A 25,406-nucleotide genomic window follows, 5' to 3' on the forward strand; every position below is an offset into this window, starting at 1 on the left:
TTGTACCAAAAATTCTTAAAAACTTATAAATTTCACTAAGATGGAACTATTTTTTCCGCAATTTCCTGACAGAACTCGACTAATCCACTCGGAGATATTGTCGTTTTATTCGTAAAAATTAGCTTGAAGTCCGGTGTGAAACGATATTTTCGAGGCATTGCTAAGAAGTTATTTAAAATATTATTTCGAAGCTGTTCATTGGCTTCAACCATATTCTGATCAAATTGAAATACGATAGTATTGTCTATTAATTGTGCTGACTTTACACCACAAGGCATAAGGTGAGAGCGTGCCTCAAGAATAGCAATGAGCTGATTAAATTCCTCAGGGCCTGGCCCATAGATATCAAAGATTGTTTCTTTCAATGCAGTAATTTCATCGATCGATTTTGAGTTAGATAGTTGCTTGTAATATTTTAAGCGCTCACTCGATTCACTAATAAAGTGAGCAGGGATGAATGCTGCAAACGGTGTATTGATTTCGATATCCTTCGTGATAACTTTCTTTTCACCGCGAAGTTCTTGAATTGCTTCTGTAAGAAGTTCCATATAAAGCTCAAGACCAATGGCCTCGATATGTCCTGATTGGTGAGCACCGAGAATATCTCCTGCACCACGAATTTCAAGGTCACAATTTGCAATTTGAAAGCCACTTCCCATGTCAGCATAAGTTTGTAGTGCCTTTAGTCTTTTGGCCGCTACTTCAGTTATATTGCGATTATTTGGAACGACAAAGTAACAGTAAGCCTTCTTGTCTGATCGACCAATTCTTCCACGAAGTTGATGAAGCTGCGCTAGTCCATAGCGATCTGCACGATCAACAATCATTGTGTTTGCATTTGGTATATCAATTCCAGATTCGATAATAGTCGTTGAAATAAGGATTTGGTAAGCACCACTATAGAAAGCAGAGATTCGAGACTCGAGTTCTTTTTCGGCCATCTGTCCGTGAGCAAAAACAATCTTTGCATCAGGAACTAGCTCCCTAATATATGCAGTGTAATTTTCTATATCTTGAACGCGATTGTGTACGATAAAGACCTGGCCACCACGCTTTAATTCACGATTAATGGCCGATTGAATCGTATGATCGTCTTCTTTAATAACATAAGTTTTAATAGACTGCCTTCTTGGAGGAGCCGTCTTAATTAGTGCAAGATCCTTAAGTCCTAAGAAAGATAATTGTAACGTTCTAGGAATTGGAGTTGCTGTTAACGTTAAGAAATCAACTGATGACTTAAGCAGTTTAAGTTGGTTTTTATGGCCAACACCAAAGCGTTGTTCTTCATCGACAATAACAAGACCTAAATCTTTATAACGAATAGTTTTACCAAGAAGTTTATGAGTACCAACGATAATATCAATTTCGCCTTTTTCTAATTTTTCCTTTGTTTCTTTCTCATCCTTTCCAGTTTTAAAACGTGAAAGATAATCAATTCGAACTGGAAACTTTTCAAAGCGTTTAACAAAAGAATTATAATGTTGAAGGGCAAGAACCGTTGTTGGAACTAATACTGCTACTTGTTTTCCATCAAGTACTGCTTTAAAAGCCGCTCGCATGGCCACTTCTGTTTTACCAAAACCAACGTCTCCACATACAAGAAAATCCATCGCTGTACTTGCTTGCATTTTATCAATTACTGAATCGATGGCATTTTTCTGGTCTGGCGTTTCATTGAATGGGAATGAAAGCTCAAACTCTTTATAGTCATGATCTGGAGGAGAAAATTGAAAAGCCTTAGCGGAAGCTCTTTCTGCTTGAAGCTTTAAAAGATCAAAAGCTAACTTTTTAATCGATTCACGTGCTCTAGAAGTTAGGGCAGAGAACTTATTAGTTCTTAAGCTATCGACATTAACATTAAGTTCGCCGCCAGCATGCTTTTGAATTAGATTCATCTTATAAATTGGTACGAATACTTTATCATTACCTTTATAAAGAAGAACCAAATAGTCTGTTTTAGAACCACCAATGTCCATTGCTTCTAAACCTAAATACTTTCCAATACCATGCTTAGAGTGGATGACGTAGTCACCTTCTTTTAGTGAAGCAAGTTGTTCTGCAAAGAGATCGTAGTCGTGAATTTTTGAAACCTTAGCCTTATCTCTTCTAATTGAAAATAGATCACTATCTGAAATAGTAAGTAATTTATCACTAGGGTAGAAGAAGCCTTCACTTAATTTAAATGGTACAAACTCAATTCGTTTTTTAATTTCACCATCAACTTCAAATGTTTCAATTAAGTGTTCAATTTCTTTGCGTGAATTTTCATTTTGAATAGTGAAAATGATTTTTCCAGAATATTTAAATTCACTTTTAATATGCTTAAAAAGACCTGTTAAAAATTCCTTTTTAACTAAGTAATTAATATCGTGGTAAGAGATATAAGATTTAAAAGGTCTAAATCCTAGATCGACAATATTACTGTCATTATCAAGGTTAACAGTAATATTTAAATGGTTGAGATTTAGACAAGCAATATCTCTCAGTCGCTCAATTGTTGATAAGTCATAAAAATATTTTGGTTCAGGAAGTAATTCTTCACAGTCTTCAAAATCTTTAGCTAGCTCATCACAATAATTAGAATAGAAGTCTTCTACATTATCGCGATCAAAAATTGAAACTAGCCAATTATCATCTATATAATCGAGTAGTGTGCGAGTTTCTTCTGTATTAAAAAAGAGTGGTGTATAAATCGGATGATTTTCAAAAAGCATTCCGCTTGAAAGCTTACTGAAGATATCATTTCTTTTTTCTAATAACTCTCTTTGATTTGCTCTAGGTCGCGGAATATTATTTCTTAGATTATTTGAATACTGAGATTCACAAAAAATAGTTGGCCCAGGTGCTATAATAATTGAATCAAGTTTTTTATCTTTAATAGTCTTTAATGTTTCTTTATCAATTTCATAAATTTCTTCAATCATTTCATCGAAGTAATGAATTCGAATTGGATGATGACCAACTGGATAAATATCAAAGATTTCACCTTTCTTAGAAAATGTCCCTTGTTCCTCAACAGTGAAAGAAGAACTGTAGCCAAGTTGAACTAATTTTCCTGCTAACTCGTCAGGAGAAATTATATCAGATTCATTAATTTCAATTTTTGTATCGCTAAAGAAATTAGCTGGTGGAACTTTTAGTCCAAGAGATTCTATTGAAGTGATAACTATTAATTCTTTATTTTCTGAACGGATTATTTTTTCTAATGCTGAGTGTCGGGCAAGTTGTGCACTTTCTGACGCAAACATTCCGGAATATGGTGACGCGTCTAGTCCTGGGTAGAAAACAAGTTTTGTTTTAGAAAAGCTTGTTTTGACTAGCTCATAGAATTGTTCTGCATCATCATAATCTTCAAAAATAAATAAATTCGATGGATTAATTTTACCATTTTTTTCTTGTAACAAGAACTTAGCAAATGCCCAGTGCTCCCTGTTAATACCGTCAATGGTAAGGTCGTGTTGCCTAGTGTCTAACCAGCTTTCTAGTTTTGTGCGTAGTGGTGCAAATAAATCCATGTCGTTTTTTAACATAAAATATAGTGAGAACAAAGAATTTATGCATTGGCCCATGCGTTACTAAATAGAAGATATTACTCAAAAAAAGAGGGGCCAATTTATTTCCAAAGTGCTAGTAATCGTGTAATATTTGGGAACTTACTTTACTTATACATGGAGATAAATCGATGTCGCAAAACTTTGACGTCTATATGCCGGTGTTAATTTTAGCCGCTGTAGCAGTAGTCGCTTTCTTTGGAACATTACTTGTCGGTCGTCTTGTAAGGCCAAATAATCCAACAGAATTGAAACTTACGCCATATGAATGTGGTGAGGAACCAACTGGTACTGCGTGGTCTAACTTTAACGTACGTTTCTATGTTATCGCTCTAGTATTCTTAATCTTTGATGTTGAAGGAGCTTTAATGTTCCCTGTTGCAACAGTTTATAAAAACTTTGTCGACATCGGACAGGGTGGTGCAGTTCTTGGATCACTTCTTCTATTCATTGTTATTTTAAGTTTAGGTTTAGTTTATTGCTGGAAGAAAGGTGACCTTGATTGGGTAAAATCTTTCCAAGCAAATATTAATGGAAAGGATAAATAATGAATTCAACGATTGTATCGTATTTATCACAAGCACCAGGCTACTCAATGGCCGTGGATGCACTATCAAAACTTTTAGGAACTGATGCAACTGGAATCGTAACGTTTTTACTTTTCTTAGTTTTCTCATTAATCATCGTTGGTGCTCTTGCAACAGTTGGTGGTCTTGGTACTTATGCTGAAAGAAAGATTTCTGCTGACCTTCAAATGAGACAGGGTCCTAACCGTGTTGGTCCTTTTGGTATTCTTCAGTTTTTAGCTGATGGTGTGAAGATGATTCTTAAAGAGGACGTTGTTCCACGTGATGCGGACAAGTTCTTATTTAACATTGCACCTCTACTAGCGTTAGTAGGTGTTTTCATGTCACTTGCTGTTGTACCATTCTCAAGTGGATTTACTCTAACTCACCTTAATGTTGGTGTTTTCTACTTACTAGGTGTTTCATCATTAGTAGGTGTAGGTATTTTCCTTGGTGGTTATGCATCTAACTCTAAATGGTCAATGCTTGGTGGTATGAGGGGTGCTTCACAAATCATCTCTTACGAAGTTCCAGTAACTCTTTCAATTCTAGCAATTGTTATCATGACTGGTTCACTATCATTTAAAACAATTACAGAAGCTCAGGGTGGATTACCACACCAATGGTTTGTTCTTCATAACCCATTTACTTTTATTGGGTTCTTCGTACTTTTTATTGGTGCACTTGCTGAAACAAACAGAGCTCCTTTTGATCTTCCTGAAGCGGAATCAGAACTTGTATCTGGTTACCACACTGAATTTACAGGTATGAAGTTTGCATTCTTTGCACTTGCAGAATACATCGAAGTTTTCGTTGTTTGTGGTGTTTGTGCTGCTTTATTCCTAGGTGGTTATCAAGTTCCTTTCGGTCTTGGTTCAGGTGAATTCGTAAATAAACTTATTCCTTCAGCTCACCCTATGATCGGTAAGCAAATTGGAAACTTTTTACAACTTGGATCTTTCGTAACTAAGACTCTTGCTCTTTATTACGTTGTAATTTGGATCAGATGGACACTACCAAGAATGAGAGTTGACTCTCTAATGGTACTTTGTTGGAAATATCTAACTCCAATTGCACTATTTAATATGATTGGTTGTGCTGTATGGCTTTACCTATTTAACGGTAAGTCTATGTGGGCAATTCTTGGAAAAGTAATCGCATCTGCATCTGCTGGTGCGGGCGGACACTAATATTTAAGGATATTTGAAATGTTTATTAACTCAATGTTTTTAATTTCAGCAGCGGCTACAGTTATAGGAGCATTCCTTGTCGCCGTTTCAAAAAATTTAATGCATGCATGTATCTACCTACTACTTACTCTTTTTGGAGTAGCTGGTCTTTATGCAACTTTAGGAGCTGACTTCTTAGCTGCTACTCAATTAGTTGTATATGCAGGTGGTGTTGTAATTCTCATGCTATTTGCCATCATGTTAACTGGTGGGATCGAACAAGCTTACAATAAGCTAGGGATCAAGAAAGTAGCAGCAATGGGAACAACTAAAACATACACTATTGCAGCAATCATGATGCTTGTAATCAGTTTTGTATTAATGAAAATCCTAGCACCTGTACTTAAAATTCAAAAACATGTGCAACTGGAAGATATGCAATCAACAGTAGAAGAGATCGGAACTAAGCTAATTACAGATCACGTACTAGCTTTCGAAATTTCTTCAATCCTTCTTTTAGGTGCACTTGTTGGTGCTGCAGTAATTTCTAGACCAAGGAGATTAAAAAAATGATGACTTTATCTTCTTACTTACTAATTTCTTTCTTCTTATTCCTTGCAGGTATTGCAGTAATGGTAGCGAGAAAGAATATTATCGCGATCCTTCTTGGTGTTGAGCTAATTTTAAACGCAGCTGCTCTTAACTTTGCTGCGTACACAAGATACGCAAACCAGAATATTGACGGAAATATCATGTCACTATTCATTATTATTGTTGCTGCTGCTGAAGCGGCCGTTGGTTTAGCAATCGTGATTCGTTTCTTCCAAGTTAAAGATTCGATTCATATTGATGATGCAACTGAACTAAAAAGTTAATTAGAGATATAAGGGAAAAAAATGGATTATACGATTTCAAGTATTGCTCCAATTGTTCTACTACCGTTCTTTGCTTTCGTGATAAATGCGTTTATCGCTTCACGTTTTACTAGAACAGCTGTAGCAATCAGTTGTGCAGCAATCGCAGGTTCGACAATTTATGCGTGGAGAATTTTTAGCGACTTCGTTTTCGGAACGTACTCTGCTAATTATCACATTCACAAAGTATTCACTTGGTTTGACCTAACTGGTGGTGGGCAAGAGTTCGTAGTAAACATGGGTATCTATATTGATAACATGACTGCTGTACTTCTTATGATGGTTACGGCCGTTGCTACACTTATCCACGTTTTCTCAACTTGGTATATGAAAGATGACATGAACTACGGTAGAAACGGTCGTTTCTTCACTTATATGTCACTCTTTACTTCTGCAATGCTTGGTCTTGCACTTTCAGATAACTTATTTTCAGTATTTATCTTTTGGGAGCTTATGGGATTCTGTTCATACTCTCTAATTGGTCACTACTACGAGAAAGAAGTTGCTGGTGCTGCTAACGTTAAGGCCTTCATGACAACAAGAGTAGGGGATGTTTTCTTCCTTCTAGGTATTGTTGCTCTTTGGACTGTTGTTGGTTCAGTAAGTTTTGTAGACCTATATAAAGCAATCGATGCTGGTGGATTAGCTGGTCAGGCGGTACTTGGTATCCCTCTAGCAACATTTGCAGGTTTCTGTATCTTTATGGGAACAATTGGTAAGTCAGCGCAATTCCCTTTAAACGTTTGGCTACCAGATGCGATGAATGGTCCAACTCCATGTTCTGCACTTATCCACGCTGCGACAATGGTTGCTGCTGGTGTTTATCTTTCATTAAGAATTTACCCGCTTCTTGATGCTGGAGGACTATTAACTCTTGTTGCTTATATCGGTGGTATTACTGCTTTCGGTGCTGCAACAATTGCACTAGTTCAAACAGACTTTAAAGCGGTACTAGCTTTCTCAACAATCTCTCAACTAGGTTACATGGTACTTGGTATTGGTGTTGGGTCATATAATGCTGCATTCATGCACCTGATTACACACGCTGTTTTCAAGGCATGTTTATTCCTAGCTGCTGGTTCTGTAATTCACTCACTTCACGATCACCACACGCATGCTCACGTACAAGAGATGCCAAGAATGGGTGGTCTAAGACATAAAATGAAATTTACTTGGATTGCAATGTGGTGTTGTACTCTTGCAATTGCAGGTATTCCTTTCTTCTCAGGTTTCGTATCGAAAGATAGAATTCTAGGAGATGCTTTAATTGAGGCACTTCACTCACCAGTAATGATTGCTCCGGCAGTTCTTGGTTTCATGGGTGCACTTCTTACAGCTTTCTATATGTGTCGTATGATGTTCCTTGCTTTCCACGGTAAGCCAAGAGACAAAGAAGTTTACGATCACTGTCATGAAGAAAAGCTTACTTGGAACAGAAACGTACCTCTACTTATCCTAGCGGTATTTACTCTTGGTGTTTGGTTCTCTGGTTCATTAACAGGACAAGGTTTTGTTAAAGTTGCAGATAAAGCAAACGGAAAATATGAGTGGTTCCAAACTTTAATTCAAAAACCTAAAAAAGGTCAGTTTGAAAATTATAAGCGTGAGCAACTTGGACAAATTGATGTACGTGAAAAAGGTACATTTACAACTTCTAAGTACGACTCAACTTACGGACTTTCTGAGGAAGAAGCTCACCACATTCACCAGGTTCACTATATTGGTGCTGGTATGTCGATTGTGATTGCTTTTTCTGGTGTGTTCATCGCGATGATGATGTACCTATGGGGTAAATGGAATCCAGGATTCTGGGTTAATTCGTTTAACCGTTATTACAGAACTCTACAGAATAAATACTTTATGGATGATCTTTATATTGGTGGTTTCATCAAGAAGGGACTACTTCCATTTAACAACCTATTAGCTAAGTTTGACATGGGATTCTATGACAGATACGCCGTTGATGGTTGGGCTTCAGTTACGAAGTTTATTATGAGAGTTTCTGCGTGGTTCGATAACTTATTTGTCGACACAATGATGGTAGATGGTACTGGTGCAAGTGTACGTTTATTTAACGTTATCTTAAGAACTTTCCAAAACGGGAAAATCCAGTTCTACATCGCAATGATTATTTTAGTACTATTTGGTTATATTTTAGCTTTATAAGAGAATTAAGGAGTTACAGTGAACGCACATTCTAATCTATTAAGTTGGATTCTGTGGATGCCTATGATCGGTGTTCTTGGGGTACTTTTATTACCTAAGACGAAAGAGACGGCAATTAGAGTATGGTCTTTGATTAATACTGTGATCACGCTGGTTTTATCAGGTTGTCTATACATGAAATTCGACAACACTGTGCCAGGTATGCAAGAAATGTTTACAATTAAACATTCTTGGATTTCACAGTTTAACATTTTTTATCACCTAGGAATTGATGGTATTTCATTACCAATGGTTCTTTTAACTTCGCTACTTTTTGCGATCTGTATCCTTTCTTCATGGACAGTTAAAAAGCAAGTTAAGGGATACTTTGCATTACTACTAATGCTTCAATCAACTGTTTACGGTGTATTCTTATCAATGGATTTCTTCCTGTTCTATGTTTACTGGGAAGTAATGCTAATCCCAATGTTCTTCCTTATCGGTATTTGGGGTGGTGAGAACAGAGAATATGCAGCTGTTAAATTCTTCTTATATACATTCTTTGGTTCAATCCTAATGCTTGTTGGTATGGTTGCACTATACTTCGTAACAGGACAAGGTGTTGATTCATTCAATATTCTAGCGCTTTCAGGCGGTAAATTTGTAAACGAAACTGTAAATATCTTTGGTATGGCACTTCCATTTGCAAAAGTATTCTTCGTAGCACTTTTCATCGGTTTTGCAATCAAGGTTCCAGTTTTCCCATTCCATACTTGGCTACCACACGCTCACGTACAGGCACCAACAGCGATCTCAGTTATCCTTGCCGGTGTACTACTCAAGATGGGTACTTATGGTTTCCTAAGAATTGCATTCCCAATCTTCCCATCAGCTTCTGTTTACTTTGCAGATGCTATCGCATGGCTAGGTTTAATTAACGTTATTTACGGTGCGTTCTGTGCAATGGCACAAACAGATGTTAAGAAACTTGTTGCATACTCTTCAGTTTCTCACATGGGATTCGTAATGCTAGGTCTTGCTGCTATGACAGTTCAAGGTATGAACGGTGCTGTTCTTCAGATGTTCAACCACGGTACTTCAACAGCTATGATGTTCCTTCTTATTGGTATTCTTTATGAAAGATCTCACCACAGATGGATCGTTAGACCAGACGGAACTAAAGGTTTTGGTGGTCTTTATACACAATTACCAAAATTCTCGATTGTTTTCATCATTGCGATGTTCGCATCAATGGGTCTTCCAGGACTTTCAGGTTTCATCTCTGAAGCTCTAATTTTCCTAGGGATCTACAATAGATTTACAACAATTACTGTTCTTGCAGTTATTGGTCTTCTTCTTGGTGCTGCTTACCTTCTATGGATGTTCAAGAGAATGTTCTTTGGTGAAGTTATTGAAGAAAACAAATCTTATACAGATATGAATGCTAGAGAAATCTTCTACATGGTTCCACTATGTATCGCAGTAATCCTATTTGGTATTTGGCCATCTCCATTACTAGATATGATGAAGGCTTCTGTAGGTAAACTAGTTTCATTATTAGCGACTTTTTAATAGTCAATAGGTGAAGTGATGGCTTTAAATTATTTAGCGAGTATCTCACATTATATTCCGGAGCTTTTAGTATGCTTCACGATGGGGGCCTTAATCCTCATCGAAGCTACTTACGGAAATGATGAAAAAGGTAGCTCAAAGAACATGTTTTACTGGGGTTCAATGCTTGGACTACTTTGTGCGCTTATTTATCAAGTCAAAGGACTTGGTATTGAGCCAACACAAATTTTTACTAAGTCTTTAGTTATTGATCACTTCTCAGGTTTTGCAAAGATCGTAATGATCCTAAGTACAGCTGGTGTTATTTATCTTTCTAAGATTTCAAAAGATCTTTATGAAGGAACTAAAGCTGAATACACAATCCTTGCAATGGGAGTTTTAGTCGGTGGGATGCTTCTAGCTTCTGCAAACAATATGCTTCTATTCTACTTAGGTATTGAAACACTTTCACTACTTTCATATGCAATGGCCGCTCTTAAGAAGAACGATGAACGTTCAACTGAAGCAGGTCTTAAGTATGTTCTATATGGTGGTGTAACAGCTGGTATGATGTTATTTGGTATGAGTCACATCTTTGGTGTACTTGGAACGATTAACTTCTCTGAACTTATGCCAATGCTAACAACTCTTTCAACTGAGCAAACAGCAATTCTTATTCCTTCATTTCTACTTTTCTTTGTAGGGATTGGTTATAAGATTTCTTGTGTTCCTTTTCACATGTGGTCTCCAGATGTTTACGAAGGTTCACCTCTGCCAGTTACAGCATTCTTCTCACTAGTTCCTAAGTTTGCAGGTATCGTAGCATTTGCTCGTCTTACTCAAGTATTCTTTGGTGGTGATGTTGGTGTTCTTAAGGACTCTTGGTTAGTTCTTCTAAGTATTGTAGCTGCTCTTACAATGACAGTTGGTAACGTATCAGCAATCGGTCAGCGCTCAATTAAGAGAATGCTAGCTTTCTCTTCAATCTCACACGCTGGTGTAATGATGCTTGGTGCGATCGTACTTGGTAAATCAGGATGGACTGCAATTCTTTTCTATTCTGTAACTTACTTATTTATGACACTTGTAGCTTTCTATGTTGCTTCATTTATTCAAGATCACTACGGTAATGATCACATCGATCGTTTCTCTGGTCTTATTAAAAAGCATCCGGCTATGGCAATTGCTATGGCTATTACAATGTTCTCTTTAGCAGGTCTTCCTCCTTTATCTGGATTCGTTGCTAAGTTCAACATTCTAGCTGCAATTATTGATAAGAAATTCTACGTACTAGCGGTAATCACAGCTCTTAACTCTGTAATCTCTCTTTACTACTACATGAAAGTTGTTCGTGTAATGGTTCTTAAAGATGCTGAGTCTGATGAGCAAATTGGTGGCCTAGGATTCGTAAACCAACTAGTAATCGGTGCTTACACGCTTCCTGTTGTACTTCTTGGTATTTTCTGGCAAAAGCTTATCGCTCTTGCTAACGGAGCATTGCTCCTAATTAAGTAGTATGGAATTAGTACTACTAACATCTTTAATTTTCTTTTTAATTCTTGGGGTAGTCTTAGGCTACCCCTTGTTTTTCAAACCTAAAGTGGCCCAGGCTCCATTTAAGAAACTTAATCGCGAGTCTCATCTGGCCAAATCTAATTTAAAATCACTTAAAGCTACTTTTAAACTTCTTATTGTCTTTCAAGTTGTGGCCATGATTACAGTAGTGATTCTAGGTGCTCAAACCCTAGATTTTTACAAAGAAGCGTATTCAATATTGATTGGTCTTGCTACAATTTTAATACTACTAATTTTGTAATTATCTAAAATTAAAGAGGATAGTTCTTGGAACTAATTATTACTTTGCCACTATGGCTTATCGTTATTCAATTAATGGGTTCTCTTCTTAATTCAAAAGAGATACTACCGATCTTAAGTTTAAAGAGGTACTTAGCTTCAACTCACAATATTGAAAGAGTTGATGCTCTAAGTTTTAATTCTTTTATAGTTATTTTGTTTTTAGCTATTTTTGGACAAACACTTAGTGCATATTTCTTATTAACTAATGAAATACGCTACATCTTGCCTTTTTATGCTCTAATTATTGCAACTACAGTTTTTGTAGGTATTTTCAGATTTAGGCTATCACTTATTCGTTCAGAAATAATTGAAAAAACACAAATTGTACTTACTCAGGCAATTATCCTAAGCATATTATTATTAGTTTATTCCCTGATTCAATCAAATATCTTTCTCTTAAAACTCTGTTTCAGCTTACCGTTATTAATTCTTTTTTATACTACTGAAGTTGAAGTTATTAAGGCCGGCACTATTTATTCAGATAAGAAGTATATAAGCATACAGTGTTCTTACGTTAGACTCTTATATCAGTGTTTAGTTACTTTATTCTTTATCAATTTAACTTTTACTAATAGTGATTGGTCACATTTATTTAAAGCTAAGTTTGATTCAGTACCACTATATTATTTTGTCTTAACGTTATTTGTACTCTTTTTTCAGGCAGTGTTAATTATTTTAAGTAATACATATTTAAAATTTCAGCCTTTGAAAGATTACTCGACAATACTTCTTAGTGCGAGAAGTAGAACTGTCTATAGCTTAGTGGTTGTTATGATTCTATGTATAACAAAGGTATTCAATGTATTTTAATATCTTAATTATAATATTTTTCTTATTAGCGGCATTCTCTAGAAAGAGATATACAATGATTATCTATCCAATATCTCTTACGATGTTACTTCTAAATTTTCTAGGAGTATCTTCAACGGTATTATTGTATTTCTTATTTATTTTCTTATCACTTTTTATATTAATCTTAAGTGTTATTGAATATTGCTTTCCAACCTCAGAAGTACGCTTTAAGCGTTTTGAATACTTACCGTACTTTTTATTTACGACAATTATACTAGGTGTGTTTTCTGTTAATATTTATCACCTTAAAAGTTCAGGTGGTTTAATTGGGGCCATTAATAACTTTAATGTCGATACACATGTTGATTGGACAATATTACTGAAATTTAGTGTTTTGCTTGTGTTTATAGCATTTTTATCAATTGTAAATTTAGATGGAGATAAGAATGCATAATATCGATCCATTTTCACTTCTTTCAATTTTATTTGTTATAAATATTGGCGTTTATCTTTTTACGAAGAGATTTACTAAGAAGCTGTTTTCTCTTTTTACTATTATCACAATTTTTCTACTACTGATCGATTTAAGAGTACAAGAGTCGATTAGCTTAGGAGATGGTGTGATGATCTTTATTTATTCTGCACCAATCTTCTTAATCATTAATTCTATTTTTAAAGAGTTTAAAGTAAGGCAGGGGTTAAAATGATTTATATAAATATCTCATTATTTATCCTTTCTCTAATAGGATTACACTTTAGTAATCGTATAAATAATTATGGAAAAGCATTTATTAGTATTTTTCCTATTTTATTGAACTTTATTTATTTCTTCTCCGGTGTCGAGTTTGATTTTTTCAATACAATTATACCTTTCGTTCTCTCATATCTAGTTATTGATCAGGGGCAACGTAAGGTTTATGAAGTACTTCCATTTGCAGTTTTACTTCTGCCAGTTGATATAAATCTAAAGATAATTGGTTTTAGTGCATGTAGTTTATTTAATTTTGCCAAGCCTGATTTAAAATATCGCTCTTTGGATATTTTGAAGATTGCAATTATTTGCTTTTTAACTTTGGTTGATAAATCTACATCTTTTAAGTATTTATTTACAGTATATTTACTTTTAAGTTTTATGCATTCAAGCGATGAAGATTTTGCAATTACTGACGGTGTGATCATGTCAGTGTTATTGCTTTCTAATATTCAGCATATATCTCCAACGCTTAATGTTTTTCTGATTTCATTGTCGATTTTACTATTTATAACTGTAATCAGTAAGGCAACTATATTTAAAACAGTTTTCTTACTTTCTTCAATCATAGCGGTACTATTGAATTTAGAAACCTTACTTATGTCGATTATAGTTTTTTATTACGTAAGTAAGTCACTTATTACAACAAAGAATCTATTAGTTTTAGAGTCAGAAGTACTAAAAAAGTACTTTTCTTATGAGCTTTTTGATCAGATCTGGATAGTTGGTTTACTCACATTAGCTTTCTCTATTCAAAATTTAACAATTATTATTTTGAGTTTTGTTATTGCCATCATAATCTTATTACTGAATACGGATTCAACAATACACAATAAGTTCGGATTACAATGGTTTGAGTTTCTTTATAGTTTGATAACAATGAGCCTAATTTCATTCGGTTTAATTTTATTTCAAGGGGCCATCGGTGAGGTTGATAAGACTTCTATTTATTATGCGATTAGCTCTTATCTTATATTGAGTCTTATAGTGTTTGGGTTTGTATCGAAATTACCGGTTAGTGTTTCTTTAATCGGAACAAAAATTAATTTAGGTAACTTAAAGCGATTTGCATTTTTAGATGGAGTATTTGCTCTTAAGGATAGCTCTAAGCAGCAGTTTAATATTCAAAAATCGCATTTGGGCGTATTTGCTCTATCATATCGTAGTGTACGAGCATTAAGCATGATAATTATGGCCACTTATTTTCTAGTATTAATTATTCAGGTGGTAACTAAATGAGAATAAATAGAGATCATCTAACATTTGCGACTTCGATCATCCTTTCTACACTTCTGTGCTTCTTCTTAAGTGGCGTAATGTATTACACTGGTTTTTCAGGATTAAGTTTAGGGATAAACTTTGGTTTTCTTCCTGTGGTTGGGGCGCTTTTTACTCTATATTTAATGAGAAAGTCAGATTCATTAAGTTTAACACTGATGGCACCGTTGTCCTTTGTCACATTTGGTGCAGCAAACTTGGCAACATTTGTACTGGCATCAATGTCGCTACTATCAATTGCTAAGTTACATAACTTTAAGTTCTTAGCTTATTTATTTATAAATTTATTAGGACTGTTAATTTTTAAAGATAAGTTTTATTACCTTTTTTACGCGCTTGTCATATCATCTTTGATTTTCATATTTTTCTCTAAAGACGATAGTGTTTTTTTATCACTTTTCATCTTAAAATATTTAACTTTAATTAATTATTCTGATTATGTTGTAAGTACGTCTTTGTTAGTAATACCACTAATTGTAATTTTATTAGTTTTTCTTCACTTCAGAGAAGGCGTTACTAATTCAATTAATATCCTTGCGATATCTATTTTATTATTAAATGAAGTTCATGGCCTACCGTTATTATTAACGGCTTTAAGTTTACTCGGCCTATCTGAATTTATTAAGGGATATAAGGATCGCTTACAATTTATCATTACATCGAATATAGCGATGCTAACGATTATTTTATCCCTTTCATTTCTTACTGGACTAGCGAAGCTAATACCGTTAGTTGTTCTACTCTCAATTTTTGTCGAGTTCTGTAATAAGAGTGTGGAGTTAAACCATGCAAGCTAGTTTTTATTCATTACTACTTTTTTATCCTGTAACATATTTTTTAAATTCAATTTTAGAAAAGTATTCTGGTATTAATGAGAAGCAGAGAACTTCAATACTATCAGTAATATTTCTGGGTGTTTTCTATTTCTTATTTAAAGACTATGTTTTTTCTTCAACAGAAAGAAGCTACTTCGCTGTAATGGCCGTAACTTTCTCTTTTTTCTTTTTTAATAGTAAGGGAGATCTTCGATCTTTATTCAAAGGTTTTACGCTCCTTTGGTTCTCACTTTTTAATATTTGGAATTTTACAGGTGTTACGGATATTGTTCTTCTCTTAGGGGCTTTATGTTTCTTCGATACAGATAAAAAAAGCGAGCATAGTTTATTTTATATACTTGCTTGGATTGTAATTGCTGTTGTTTATTTCTTTGTGAAAGAATTTCAAGGCGTAGAGTTGGGTAACTTCTTTTACGAAATTTTGATTGTCGTAACAACGGCACTACTAATGCCTAAAGAGAAGAATCGTCCTTATCTATCGATTCTACAGTATATTTTCTGTCTTTCAGTATTAGAGAGATTTATTGGTTTAAATATTGAGCTTAGTCCTTATTTCTATCTTCTATTTCTAAGTCTGCAAGTTATCTTTTCTTTTATTAAAGTAGATACTCGCTTTCAAGCGATTCAATTGATGTCGATTTGTTTAGCAAGTGCAATCATCTATTTACCGACTTTTGGTCTTGATAGTTTTTATCAGTTATTTCTAGTCGTATATTTGTTAGTTTTTGCAAATAAAGTTGATTATTCACCACTAGTTTCTAAGCTCATGAGCATTATTCATGTAGCTTATCTATTTCTTATTGGGCATATCGTTTATTTGCATATTGATTATTTAACGAATTTACAGTTACTTTCAACGATATTCCTGATTATTTCGCTAGCTTACAGGCAAAATATTTTTGGTATTGTGAAAAATAGTCCACGCAAAGCCTATATTTGATTTAATTTCATATACTTAGGATAATAAAGGCATGATAAAGTTTCGTGTCAAAACCAAAGCAAATAAGGTTTTGGGCCCCTTTGTATTTTCCGAATTAATTGAGCTGGGTCATAAAGATGCAATCGATGATTCGTGTCTATTCCAAAAATTTCCAACAGGGGATTGGGCCCCTGTAAATGCTATTCCAGAACTTAGTGATCTTTTCAGAAAAATAGAAGAGCCTACACAAGTTAAAGATAAGACAGAAAAAGAAGTGAAATATGCTCAAACAGATAGTGAGCAAAAACATCATACGTTAATAGGCGAAGATAAAACCGCATTTAATGAATTCAAGTTTTCGAAAGATAAAGATATTGATATCGACTATCAGGAAATTGAAGAAAAATTTAAAGCGAAAAAAGAGCTTGAAGATGAAGCACGAGACGAAGTCGAATTAGAGGAAGAGCCTCCTGCAATTGATAAAACAGTACTTGTTAATATTTCAAGTCTCAAAAAACAAAAGCAGCAAGCAGATGACGATGAGGATATCGCAAAGACGGTTGTCATCAATAATTTCAAAGATGAATTTGATCTTGATGACGAAGATGATGATAATGGTGAATCAGGTGAATCCAAAGAAAAAGAGCCGGAGCCAGAACCTGAAGAAATCGTAGATGCAGATGCTGCAACACAGATGTTTAATCTTGCAGAACTTAAGAGGGAAGAGCTTCCTACAAAAACTGAAGATTATAGTGATATTGAACTTCAGATTATGCAAGAAGAGCGTAGACTCAAAAAGAAGCCTAAAAAGAAAATTATCGAGAAGAAGGCCGAGAAAAAAACAGTAACAAGTAATAAGAAAAGAAACCTTACTGTTGCACTCTTTTTGGTCGTGGCCATTATATTTTTAATGCCGGAAGAAAAGAAGGAAATTGAGACAGTAGTTGTTCCAAAAATCTCCTTTCCTGTTGCAACTGAAATCGCACAGCCTCAAAAGGCTCAGATTGCTTATACAGAAGGTTTGGCTTTTTTTAAAAAAGATGGATTCGTAAACAGAATCAGTGCTGCAAACAAATTTAATCTTTCACTTCGATATAAGTTCTCAGGTAATCCGGCGATAAGCAAACTAATACATTCGTATAGTGATTTACTAATTGATACTCAAAATAAGTTTGAAGCGGGACAAGTATTATCGAAGTTGATTAGAATCGAAGACTCGAAGCTCTTATCTGATATTGACGTTGTAATTGGTGCAGCTCAATTCTATGCTTACTTTCAAAAGTATGAAACTGCCATATTTACAATAGAAAGATATAATTATTTAAAATCAAATAAACCATCGATTAAGCTATTTTCAATTTATCTAAATTATCTACTTAAGGCGGGAGAGCTTGAAAAGGCAAAGATTGTCTATGATAAGCTTTTTAACGCAAAAATTAGAACCGTCGAATCTATCGATGCGATGGTTAATTATTTGCTTTTAAATGAAAATAGTACCCAGGCCTTAAAGCTTATTACAGAGAATCAGTCTAAATTTCAAAGTGATTATCGATTTCTAATCATCTATGGTGATTTACTTTTAGAGTTAGAAAAGATGGGGGAGCTTAATAAGATTGCATCAATTTTGATTGCAAAATACGGTGGTGGATCTCCTTATAATTTTGCTCAGGGTTTAAAATTTATGGGCTTTGTTAAAGCTTATAATAAAGACATCCAGGGTGCGACTAAGCTTTTTCAACAATCATTAAAAATATATGATGACGAATCTCTACGCGATACACTAGCAACTTTGGATGTTGCAGGTAGTGATCTTACACAGAAGGTTATTTCAACGAGTAAGATTAAAGTCTTAATTAGACAATCTAAGGACGAAGTCGCTCTTCTAAACTGGGATAGAGCATTTGAGTTGGCCCTTAGAGCTGTTTCATTAGATGAAACAAGTATTGATGCAAAACTCTACTTAGCAGAGTTGCAAGTTAAAAGAGGGTATTTTGACTTTGCTATCACGACGCTTACAAAGCTAAGAGCATTACATCCAGTTAACCCACGTATCAACTACGCACTTATTAAGGCCAATATAATGTCTTATAAGAAGGATGAGGCCAAACGCTTATTATCGGCACTTTCAACAAGTGAGAAGTTTAGAGAGACCTTTGAATTTCATATGTTACTTGGTCTTTACTACAATCTTATTTCAAATGATAAAATGGCATTTGATAAATTTAAAGCAGCCATAAGAGTTAACCCATTAAGTGATGTTGCTCAATTTGAAATGGCCAAAATTGCTTTTAAGAATAAGAGATTCAAACAAACTAAGATTTTCCTTAATGAAGCGATGGGACTGAATCCCTCTAATATTGATTATAAGATTTTAAATAGTAAGGTCCTTTATGAAACAGACGGTGTTACAACTGCTATTGGATATCTACGCCAAGAATTATTAGAGCATAGAGATAATCCAAAGTTATATGGTCAAATTGCTGTCTTCTACTATCGTGATCAAAACTATGAAGCTTATCGTGAAATGAAAGAAGTGCTAGATCGTCTTAATAAGAAAGATGGTGCACTTTATTCTTACTTAGTAGAAGTTTCAGAAATTGAAAGAAATTATAAAGAACTTGTAGAGAATGCTATTAAGTTACTTGTCTATGAGCCTGGAAATCTTCTTGTAAGAGAGAAGTTGATTATTACTTATATTCATATGAATAATTTTGGCCTTGCTAATCAACATATCGATATTTTAGAAAAGAGATTACCTACATATCCTAGAATAAATTATTATCGTTCTAAAATTTTATTCAGCCAGAGAAAGTTTAAAGAAGCAGAGAAAGCAGCACTTGTTGAAATTGAAAAGCATCCTAATTCTGAATTTGGTTACTATGTACTAGGAGAAATTTATTTAATAGGCAAAAAAGTTCAGGAGGCCAAAAAGAATTTATCTAAGGCAATCCAGATTAATAAGAACTACTTTGATGCGATCTTTTCAATGGGTAAGCTAACGTTTCAAACACGAGAGTTTGTACCCTCGCTACAGTTCTTTCAGCGCGCTAACAGGCTTAATCCGAACGATGCGGACTTAAATAAGATGATGGGATTTCTCTATAAAGAGCTAGGTCAACCTAACCTTGCGATTGATAAATTTCAGAGATATTTGACGCTTAGCCCAGCTGCAAGAGACAGGGAAAATATTCTTGCATTAATAAATGCATTAAAGCGTTGACAAATGTGTGTAAGAATCTTAATAATATATCTCACGAATGCAAAATATTTGTATTTTGCGGAGGATTGGCTGAGTGGTCGAAAGCGGCGGTTTTGAAAACCGTTGAGCGCGAGCTCCGCAGGTTCGAATCCTGTGTCCTCCGCCACTTTTTTTCTTAATGGAGAAGTGGGAGAGTGGCCGAATCCAGCACCTTGCTAAGGTGTCGTACCTCCGGGTACCGCGAGTTCAAATCTCGCCTTCTCCGCCATTTTAAAATTCCCAATTATTATCAGATCGCAAAAGCGATCTTTTTTTGTGCCTAAATTTAAGGTTAGGCCAAATTTACCCCTTCGATACGTTGCCCCTATAGACATGCGATAATAAGCTCATGAAGACTCAACTATTATTAGCAGTACTGACAATTATTATTTCTCTTTCTACTTTTGCTCAAGGGCGAAGTTTTGGTGGCTTTAAAAGTGGCAATCTAGAAATTGAACCAGTTGTAGGATATGAGCGTGTACAAAAAATTCTTCCTACTCCTCATACGTCTAGTCGTCTGTTTTATGGCCTTAGAGCTAATTATGGACCAAAGTACCTATCACTTGAAGCAGAGGTAACTCAGGCCAAGGAAGATGAGTCATTTGATTCAGGTATTGATATTAGTGATTCATCGACAAATTATATGCTTGGGCTTAGAAGTTCATTTAATCTTGGACGTGCACTTAATTGGTATTTGAGAGCTGGTGCTCATGCTAGAGATAGTAAGTACGAAAGAACAGAAGCCGGTGTAACGACGATTGTAGAGCCTGCTACCTATGTTAATCCATACGCTGGTACAGGTCTTGCGATAAATCTAATGAATGTATTTACACTAAATGCAGGTGTAAATGTTATCTTCACTGATGATAAAGAAGAGCTCCAGTCATCATTAGGATTTGGTATCCGAATCTAATATCCGAGTTAAACATTTGATTTGTTAACTCTTTGTTAGATGGGTTTACATCCTTGTTAGTCATTTTTAAAATTTAGAAAGCTAACAAAGGATGTAAAATGAAAATTATAACTACGCTAATTCTAGCGGTGTTTCTTGTATCTTGTTCCACTAATACAAAAAATGAATTGAGCTTTGACGCTGAATTAACTGAATTTAGCTATCCATTTCCTGTAAAGACTTTTGAACTTTCGTCACAAAGGCAAAAGCTAAAAATGCGTTATATGGATATAGGAAGTTCGAAACATAAAGTAGCAGTACTTCTGCACGGTAAAAATTTTGCAGGATTTTATTGGGAGAGAGTCGCAAATGATCTTGTGAAGAAAGGTTACCGAGTTATCATTCCTGATCAAATTGGCTTTGGGAAAAGCTCTAAACCAAAGAGCTATAGCTACAGCTTTCCTCAGTTGGCAAAGAACACTCATGATCTACTAAAATCGATAGGCGTAAAAAAATATACTCTTGTTGGTCACTCTATGGGAGGGATGCTTGCAGTAAATATGGGTTCAATGTATCGAGACATTAAAAAAATTATTCTAGTAAATCCAATCGGTCTTGAAGCCTATCTGGATTATGCTGAATATAAAGATCCTGACTTCTTTTATAATATTGAAAAAAATAAAACAGTTGATGGTGCGAGAAACTATCAAAAGAAAAACTACTATGATGGCACTTGGGCCGATTCTTATGAAGAGCTTCTGACTCCTTTTAAAGGATGGCTAAATGGTCCTGATTATGATGTTGTTGCCTGGAATGCCGCTTTAACTTACGGGCCAATATTCAATGATAATATTGTTGTTAAATTTCCAAAAATTAAAGCAAAAACAGTTTTAATTTTAGGAACTCGTGACCGAACTGGTCCAGGTCGAGGGTGGAAGAAAAAAGGTGTGAAGAGAAAACTTGGTCAATATCAAAAACTTGGTAAAGACATAAAGAAAAATAACCCTAAGCTAAAATTGATTGAATTAGATGGCCTAGGGCATATGCCTCAATTTGAAAACTATTCTCGATTCGCGAAAGTTTTTTATCCCGAATTCTAATTTTGCTTAGGCAGCGAACTTTGTCGTTCGCTGCTTTTTCGCATGATCTGCATATTTAGTATCAATACCCATAATATGTGTAAATAACCAGTTCTTTAAGAAACTTGCTAGCTTATCTTTTTCTAGCGTTCCATTGTGTAGCTGTTGTTCAAAACGTGCTACGGCAGATAGAAGTTTCTCGTGTACCCTTTTATGTGATTCATAAGAAGGGTAGTTAATGCTTAACATGTATTCTTCTTCTTCATCAAAATGGAACACAGTGTATTCTTTAAGCGTCTGGAAAGCTTCTTTCATACCTCTACCAGTATTCATTGAATTAATAAGGCCATTAATTTTACGTAGTAATTCTTGGTGTTCACCATCTACTTTTGAAATTCCAATATTGTACTTATCTTCCCAAGGGATTAATTCAATGTTTTCGTTAATTGTAATATTTTGTGTTTTCTTAGTGTTATTAATAGATCCCGAAAGTTCACCTAGGTACTGACTAATTGTATTTGCTAGATTTAGTGTTTGCGATACAACAAGTGCACTTCTTTGAGTCGAGTTATTAATTGCGTGAATTGCATCACGAAGTTCGATAACACCATTCTCCTGTTCCTTCGCCGCAATTGTTACTTCTTGAATTTGCTCGTTCATCTTCATTGTTTCATCATTAGTTTGATTAAAACTGTGTCTAAATTCTTGAAGTGTGTTGTCACAAGAGTCAGCTGTTTGATCAAGCCTTTCGTTAAGGCTTTTGCTGTTCTCTTGAATATTTGAAATTAGAGTATTAAGTTTTAATTGTGCTTCATGAAGAGTCGCATTGATCGCCTCAGCACTTTCTCCACTAGTTGATGCAAGCTTACCGATTTCTTCCGCTACAACTGAAAACCCTTTTCCGTGCTCGCCAGCACGTGCGGCTTCAACCGAAGCATTGAATGAAAGTAGTTTTGTTTGGAAAACAATATCATTAATAAGCATTGCTTTTGATTCAACGTCAGTAAATGTTGATAGGAATCCATTTAGATTCACAACGATATCACTAAGAGAATTAGTAATATCACGACTTGTTGTTAAACTTGATTGGATATTCTTTTCAAGTTTAGATAGAGAGTGATCACTTCTACTGATTAGTCCATTGATCTCTTTTATATTTGCTTCAAATGAGTCAATTGATCCTGTCGTTTTAGTAATCATGGCACTGATTTCATCACTCGTTGCACTTGTTTGAATAACGGCACTTGCTTGCTCTTCTGTACTTTCGTCTAGTTGCTCACATGATTCAAAAAACTGTGCATTCGTTCCAACGATATTTCGTTGTAAGTAATCTAGCTTTTGTACAAATGATTGAAGATTAATTCGATGCTTTCTTCTTTCTTTAACTGCAAAGATTGTGAAAGGAATAAGTGCACTAAAGAAAGCAAGTCCTTGAGTTAGACTAATCTGACTGTAGTAAACGCTAAGCCCTGTGATAGTGGTCGATAAAAATAATGGAGTGAATACATAGTTTATATTTTTCATGCACTCATTATCGGATGAATATCATGTTTCTAGAGCGAAATTTTACTGATAATAGTCAGGAAAGAAGAATTTTCCACTATAGAGATTATTGAAATCATTGAGTTTTTCAACTTTTTTAATTTAAACCTTCGGGGATTCTATAGATCTTGTTGAATATAAGTTCCAATGTAATTACTGCCACCTTTAATTCTTCCAAACATAGATGATGATTCAAAAATTGCTGAGCGATGATGAATCATAAGTCCTAGCCAAGTATGTTTAAGGCCGGCCTTTTCTAAGCTAAAATCGATTGAAAAATCTAAGTAATTCATGAACTTACTACTACGATATCCCTTTCCTGAAATATCGAATTCTTCGATATAGGTAATTTGATCAGCATATGAAATACCTTCGGCCAAACCAAGACGCCAGTTAATCGGCCAGTGAAATGGAATAAAGATCTTTACTGCTAATGCAAATTCATTACTTCTTTCTTGAACTTCACTTTTAAGGTGACCAACATATTGTGGCAGTAGATAAACGGGAATATCTGATCCAAGAAACTTATCGGCCATTGGAATACCATAGGCAAAAGAAACCATGTCATTATTATATTTATCAGTAGCCGTATGAAAAGAAAGGATATCGCTTAGGTTTGATGGAGTGGCCATTGCATAAGCAGCTCTAACAAAAGTTTTAGATTTTAGCTTAGTGCGCTTTGAAATATCATGACCATTCATATGAATTAAGTGAGGGTCCATGAAGCCAATGCCTAAAAAGGTTTCAGTATTTACTTGGTTGCGAATAGTTGGAGCATCTGCTGTTTCATTATCCAAAGTACTTACTTTTACATGAGTAAGAATGTTGAAGTCTTTGTGTACTCTAATGGCGGCTTTTACACCTGTCCCAATTTCATAACCTGTCCCAGGTCTTGATACATCTAGTCCATAATACTTATTATTAAATTCAGCACTTCTTAATGTTAGAAAAGCATATGGGCGAAAGAATACATTTTTCCATACATAATCCGCTTCAGTTTTTAACGTTAAGTAACTTCTTGTTGAATGATCTGCTAGAAGTTGAGCACTTGTTCTCCACATTTTTGAGTGTTCATATTGCGCTTCGAGACCATAGTCAAAACCGGCATTTCTAATCGTATTTTGACTATCTTTTGGTATGTCAAAAAAGCGATATTGGGACATTAAATTAATATTGAGATTTTTTAATGGCCTATAGAAAGTGAAGTGCGCAGATAACCCGTCAAGATGAAAGTCACCACGCTTGTAAAAGAATAGTGGAATAATATCAGATACTTTTTTATCTTTTACTTTAAATGGTATGTCCGCATTTCTGTAACCGAAACCTATACCCCAGTACTGTGGCTTATAGTTGCTCGCAAGAGTAAAAGTAGAGAATAAAATTGTAACTAAGATTTTTTTCATCATAACCAATCTGTAAATGCGACCCCAAGTCCAATGCGAGTCATATTGTAATCATAATCAATTAGTGTCTCACCATAACCAGTAAAAAATTGTACATAACCTTTAAGACGAGTTTCAGGTAATGGAAAAGACCAATCGATTTCTAAGGCACCTTTATTATCTTTTTTTAAGTTATTTCTAACCATCCAAGAAAGTGTATGCCCATCTATTTTATGAATACCTGTAAGCTCAAAGTAGCCAAGATAATCAGTAATGTCTGGATTGTCATCACCTGTATAATCGGTTGGCCCTGATTTTGGCTCTTCATTTATGCGATACCACACCTTAAGCATAAAAAGAGTTTTTTGCCATTCGAAGAATGTTGTAGCAAAGACTCTGTTCCAGCTTCTAGATAGTGGTAAGTCTTTACCATTTGATTGATGAACAAAACCAAAGTGGTAGTAATTTTTAAAAATACGCCAATCTTCTTTAAATGGTTCAAACGATATAAATAGTTCAGGCTCATAATTAGTATCTCTAAAAGCTGCCGAATTTTTCTTATTATAAAGTTGCCAGAAAGATTTTTGAGTATAGGCAAAATCTAAATCAGTTTTCGAACCAAAAATTTGCGAGAGGACCGTAAATTTAAAACTTAGTTGAAACTTTGTTTCAATATTTTTTAATTCATCATCTACAGGATAAGGAGCCTCATTTGGATCGTGCATATAGGTGATTGGTAAAATGTAATTTGGCCTATGTGCTGTAACTAGGGAAGACGTATGATTTGAATGCTCATCTTCCTTTATTCTTTTCTCGAGTGATTGTTGAAGTTCACTACTTTCTTGTGCGAATGAAAAAAGTGGAAGTATTAATAATATAATTAGAAATTTGTTCATGTAAAATAGCTGTAAATAATTAATAAATTGAGGCTATTGTCCAATGAT

Annotated in this window: 21 protein-coding genes and 2 tRNA genes; 19 read left to right on the top strand and 4 right to left on the bottom strand. The window is 34.8% G+C overall.

Translation table 11 applies throughout. From position 1 onward, the window contains the following. Window positions 1–35: 35 nt before the first annotated feature. Window positions 36–3,530, bottom strand: a complete 3,495-nt coding sequence (gene mfd, locus ABMA70_RS09490) for a transcription-repair coupling factor (RefSeq protein ID WP_393022189.1) — start codon at window positions 3,528–3,530, stop codon at window positions 36–38. 152 nt (window positions 3,531–3,682) lie between these two features. Here mfd and ABMA70_RS09495 point away from each other — a divergent pair, with 152 nt between their 5' ends. The 19 genes from ABMA70_RS09495 (at window position 3,683) to ABMA70_RS09585 (ending at window position 21,559) form a co-directional block, all read left to right on the top strand. Further along, window positions 3,683–4,099: an NADH-quinone oxidoreductase subunit A gene (locus tag ABMA70_RS09495; protein ID WP_103218560.1), complete on the top strand. Its 417-nt coding sequence runs from the start codon at window positions 3,683–3,685 to the stop codon at window positions 4,097–4,099. Continuing rightward, the gene (gene nuoH, locus ABMA70_RS09500; protein WP_392993901.1) at window positions 4,099–5,307 is read left to right on the top strand and encodes an NADH-quinone oxidoreductase subunit NuoH; all 1,209 of its coding nucleotides are present in this window, start codon (window positions 4,099–4,101) and stop codon (window positions 5,305–5,307) included. The genes ABMA70_RS09495 and nuoH overlap by 1 nt, the downstream gene beginning before the upstream one ends. Before the next feature lie 18 nt (window positions 5,308–5,325). After that, window positions 5,326–5,859: an NADH-quinone oxidoreductase subunit J gene (locus ABMA70_RS09505; RefSeq protein WP_103218559.1), complete on the top strand. Its 534-nt coding sequence runs from the start codon at window positions 5,326–5,328 to the stop codon at window positions 5,857–5,859. Beyond that, complete coding sequence (gene nuoK / locus ABMA70_RS09510; RefSeq protein ID WP_103218558.1) at window positions 5,856–6,161, top strand: NADH-quinone oxidoreductase subunit NuoK; 306 nt, start codon at window positions 5,856–5,858, stop codon at window positions 6,159–6,161. The genes ABMA70_RS09505 and nuoK overlap by 4 nt, the downstream gene beginning before the upstream one ends. Window positions 6,162–6,182: 21 nt before the next feature. Next, entirely contained in the window at window positions 6,183–8,366 is a 2,184-nt protein-coding gene (locus ABMA70_RS09515; protein WP_103218557.1) for an NADH-quinone oxidoreductase subunit L, read from the top strand. An 18-nt stretch (window positions 8,367–8,384) separates the two neighbouring features. Then, window positions 8,385–9,917 carry a NuoM family protein gene (locus tag ABMA70_RS09520; protein ID WP_233189724.1) on the top strand — a complete coding sequence of 511 codons (1,533 nt, stop codon included), beginning with the start codon at window positions 8,385–8,387 and terminating at the stop codon, window positions 9,915–9,917. 18 nt (window positions 9,918–9,935) lie between these two features. Continuing rightward, window positions 9,936–11,411: an NADH-quinone oxidoreductase subunit N gene (locus ABMA70_RS09525; protein ID WP_103218556.1), complete on the top strand. Its 1,476-nt coding sequence runs from the start codon at window positions 9,936–9,938 to the stop codon at window positions 11,409–11,411. A gap of 1 nt (window position 11,412) precedes the next feature. Continuing rightward, window positions 11,413–11,712: a hypothetical protein gene (locus ABMA70_RS09530; protein WP_103218555.1), complete on the top strand. Its 300-nt coding sequence runs from the start codon at window positions 11,413–11,415 to the stop codon at window positions 11,710–11,712. Window positions 11,713–11,738: 26 nt separating this feature from the next. Then, a complete protein-coding gene (locus ABMA70_RS09535) occupies window positions 11,739–12,563 on the top strand; it encodes a hypothetical protein (RefSeq protein WP_103218554.1) in 825 nt (274 codons plus the stop codon). Window positions 12,564–12,618: 55 nt separating this feature from the next. Then, the gene (locus ABMA70_RS09540) at window positions 12,619–12,999 is read left to right on the top strand and encodes a hypothetical protein (protein WP_146037882.1); all 381 of its coding nucleotides are present in this window, start codon (window positions 12,619–12,621) and stop codon (window positions 12,997–12,999) included. Beyond that, window positions 12,992–13,252, top strand: coding sequence for a hypothetical protein (locus ABMA70_RS09545; protein WP_103218552.1), 261 nt, complete (start codon window positions 12,992–12,994; stop codon window positions 13,250–13,252). Before ABMA70_RS09540 ends, ABMA70_RS09545 begins: the two co-directional genes overlap by 8 nt. Next, the gene (locus ABMA70_RS09550) at window positions 13,249–14,535 is read left to right on the top strand and encodes a hypothetical protein (RefSeq protein WP_103218551.1); all 1,287 of its coding nucleotides are present in this window, start codon (window positions 13,249–13,251) and stop codon (window positions 14,533–14,535) included. Before ABMA70_RS09545 ends, ABMA70_RS09550 begins: the two co-directional genes overlap by 4 nt. Next, window positions 14,532–15,371, top strand: a complete 840-nt coding sequence (locus tag ABMA70_RS09555) for a hypothetical protein (RefSeq protein WP_392993893.1) — start codon at window positions 14,532–14,534, stop codon at window positions 15,369–15,371. The genes ABMA70_RS09550 and ABMA70_RS09555 overlap by 4 nt, the downstream gene beginning before the upstream one ends. Continuing rightward, on the top strand, window positions 15,361–16,350 hold the full coding sequence (locus ABMA70_RS09560; RefSeq protein WP_103218549.1) for a hypothetical protein: 990 nt from the start codon (window positions 15,361–15,363) through the stop codon (window positions 16,348–16,350). The genes ABMA70_RS09555 and ABMA70_RS09560 overlap by 11 nt, the downstream gene beginning before the upstream one ends. Before the next feature lie 31 nt (window positions 16,351–16,381). Next, window positions 16,382–19,549: a hypothetical protein gene (locus tag ABMA70_RS09565; RefSeq protein WP_392993890.1), complete on the top strand. Its 3,168-nt coding sequence runs from the start codon at window positions 16,382–16,384 to the stop codon at window positions 19,547–19,549. Window positions 19,550–19,608: 59 nt separating this feature from the next. Further along, window positions 19,609–19,694, top strand: a tRNA-Ser gene (locus ABMA70_RS09570). A gap of 14 nt (window positions 19,695–19,708) precedes the next feature. Next, window positions 19,709–19,796: transfer RNA gene (locus ABMA70_RS09575), tRNA-Ser, on the top strand. Between the two features lie 120 nt (window positions 19,797–19,916). Further along, entirely contained in the window at window positions 19,917–20,480 is a 564-nt protein-coding gene (locus tag ABMA70_RS09580; protein ID WP_103218547.1) for an outer membrane beta-barrel protein, read from the top strand. Window positions 20,481–20,578: 98 nt separating this feature from the next. Next, window positions 20,579–21,559, top strand: coding sequence for an alpha/beta fold hydrolase (locus ABMA70_RS09585; protein WP_103218546.1), 981 nt, complete (start codon window positions 20,579–20,581; stop codon window positions 21,557–21,559). Window positions 21,560–21,565: 6 nt separating this feature from the next. On the opposite strand, the gene ABMA70_RS09590 is transcribed toward ABMA70_RS09585, so the two are convergent. The 3 genes from ABMA70_RS09590 to ABMA70_RS09600 all read right to left on the bottom strand — a co-directional run bounded on the left by ABMA70_RS09590 (window position 21,566) and on the right by ABMA70_RS09600 (window position 25,358). Further along, the gene (locus ABMA70_RS09590; RefSeq protein ID WP_103218545.1) at window positions 21,566–23,062 is read right to left on the bottom strand and encodes a bacteriohemerythrin; all 1,497 of its coding nucleotides are present in this window, start codon (window positions 23,060–23,062) and stop codon (window positions 21,566–21,568) included. A gap of 137 nt (window positions 23,063–23,199) precedes the next feature. Beyond that, window positions 23,200–24,486 (bottom strand): MipA/OmpV family protein, encoded by a 1,287-nt coding sequence (locus ABMA70_RS09595; protein ID WP_392993886.1) that lies wholly within the window; start codon window positions 24,484–24,486, stop codon window positions 23,200–23,202. Further along, window positions 24,483–25,358: a phospholipase A gene (locus ABMA70_RS09600; RefSeq protein ID WP_392993883.1), complete on the bottom strand. Its 876-nt coding sequence runs from the start codon at window positions 25,356–25,358 to the stop codon at window positions 24,483–24,485. Before ABMA70_RS09600 ends, ABMA70_RS09595 begins: the two co-directional genes overlap by 4 nt. Between the last annotated feature and the right edge of the window lie 48 nt (window positions 25,359–25,406).

Origin of the sequence: Halobacteriovorax sp. XZX-3 (assembly GCF_043196495.1) — a bacterium.
Lineage (GTDB): Bacteria > Bdellovibrionota > Bacteriovoracia > Bacteriovoracales > Bacteriovoracaceae > Halobacteriovorax_A.

Excerpts from the sequence above, each read along its gene's own strand:
- ABMA70_RS09585 (WP_103218546.1), top strand. The coding sequence starts at position 20,579 with ATGAAAATTATAACTACGCTAATTCTAGCGGTGTTTCTTGTATCTTGT.
- ABMA70_RS09600 (WP_392993883.1), bottom strand. The coding sequence starts at position 25,358 with ATGAACAAATTTCTAATTATATTATTAATACTTCCACTTTTTTCATTC.
- ABMA70_RS09515 (WP_103218557.1), top strand. The coding sequence starts at position 6,183 with ATGGATTATACGATTTCAAGTATTGCTCCAATTGTTCTACTACCGTTC.
- ABMA70_RS09560 (WP_103218549.1), top strand. The coding sequence starts at position 15,361 with ATGCAAGCTAGTTTTTATTCATTACTACTTTTTTATCCTGTAACATAT.
- ABMA70_RS09595 (WP_392993886.1), bottom strand. The coding sequence starts at position 24,486 with ATGATGAAAAAAATCTTAGTTACAATTTTATTCTCTACTTTTACTCTT.
- ABMA70_RS09555 (WP_392993893.1), top strand. The coding sequence starts at position 14,532 with ATGAGAATAAATAGAGATCATCTAACATTTGCGACTTCGATCATCCTT.
- ABMA70_RS09545 (WP_103218552.1), top strand. The coding sequence starts at position 12,992 with ATGCATAATATCGATCCATTTTCACTTCTTTCAATTTTATTTGTTATA.
- nuoH (WP_392993901.1), top strand. The coding sequence starts at position 4,099 with ATGAATTCAACGATTGTATCGTATTTATCACAAGCACCAGGCTACTCA.
- ABMA70_RS09590 (WP_103218545.1), bottom strand. The coding sequence starts at position 23,062 with ATGAAAAATATAAACTATGTATTCACTCCATTATTTTTATCGACCACT.
- nuoK (WP_103218558.1), top strand. The coding sequence starts at position 5,856 with ATGATGACTTTATCTTCTTACTTACTAATTTCTTTCTTCTTATTCCTT.
- ABMA70_RS09530 (WP_103218555.1), top strand. The coding sequence starts at position 11,413 with ATGGAATTAGTACTACTAACATCTTTAATTTTCTTTTTAATTCTTGGG.
- ABMA70_RS09525 (WP_103218556.1), top strand. The coding sequence starts at position 9,936 with ATGGCTTTAAATTATTTAGCGAGTATCTCACATTATATTCCGGAGCTT.
- ABMA70_RS09540 (WP_146037882.1), top strand. The coding sequence starts at position 12,619 with ATGATTATCTATCCAATATCTCTTACGATGTTACTTCTAAATTTTCTA.
- ABMA70_RS09505 (WP_103218559.1), top strand. The coding sequence starts at position 5,326 with ATGTTTATTAACTCAATGTTTTTAATTTCAGCAGCGGCTACAGTTATA.
- ABMA70_RS09550 (WP_103218551.1), top strand. The coding sequence starts at position 13,249 with ATGATTTATATAAATATCTCATTATTTATCCTTTCTCTAATAGGATTA.
- mfd (WP_393022189.1), bottom strand. The coding sequence starts at position 3,530 with ATGTTAAAAAACGACATGGATTTATTTGCACCACTACGCACAAAACTA.
- ABMA70_RS09580 (WP_103218547.1), top strand. The coding sequence starts at position 19,917 with ATGAAGACTCAACTATTATTAGCAGTACTGACAATTATTATTTCTCTT.
- ABMA70_RS09495 (WP_103218560.1), top strand. The coding sequence starts at position 3,683 with ATGTCGCAAAACTTTGACGTCTATATGCCGGTGTTAATTTTAGCCGCT.
- ABMA70_RS09565 (WP_392993890.1), top strand. The coding sequence starts at position 16,382 with ATGATAAAGTTTCGTGTCAAAACCAAAGCAAATAAGGTTTTGGGCCCC.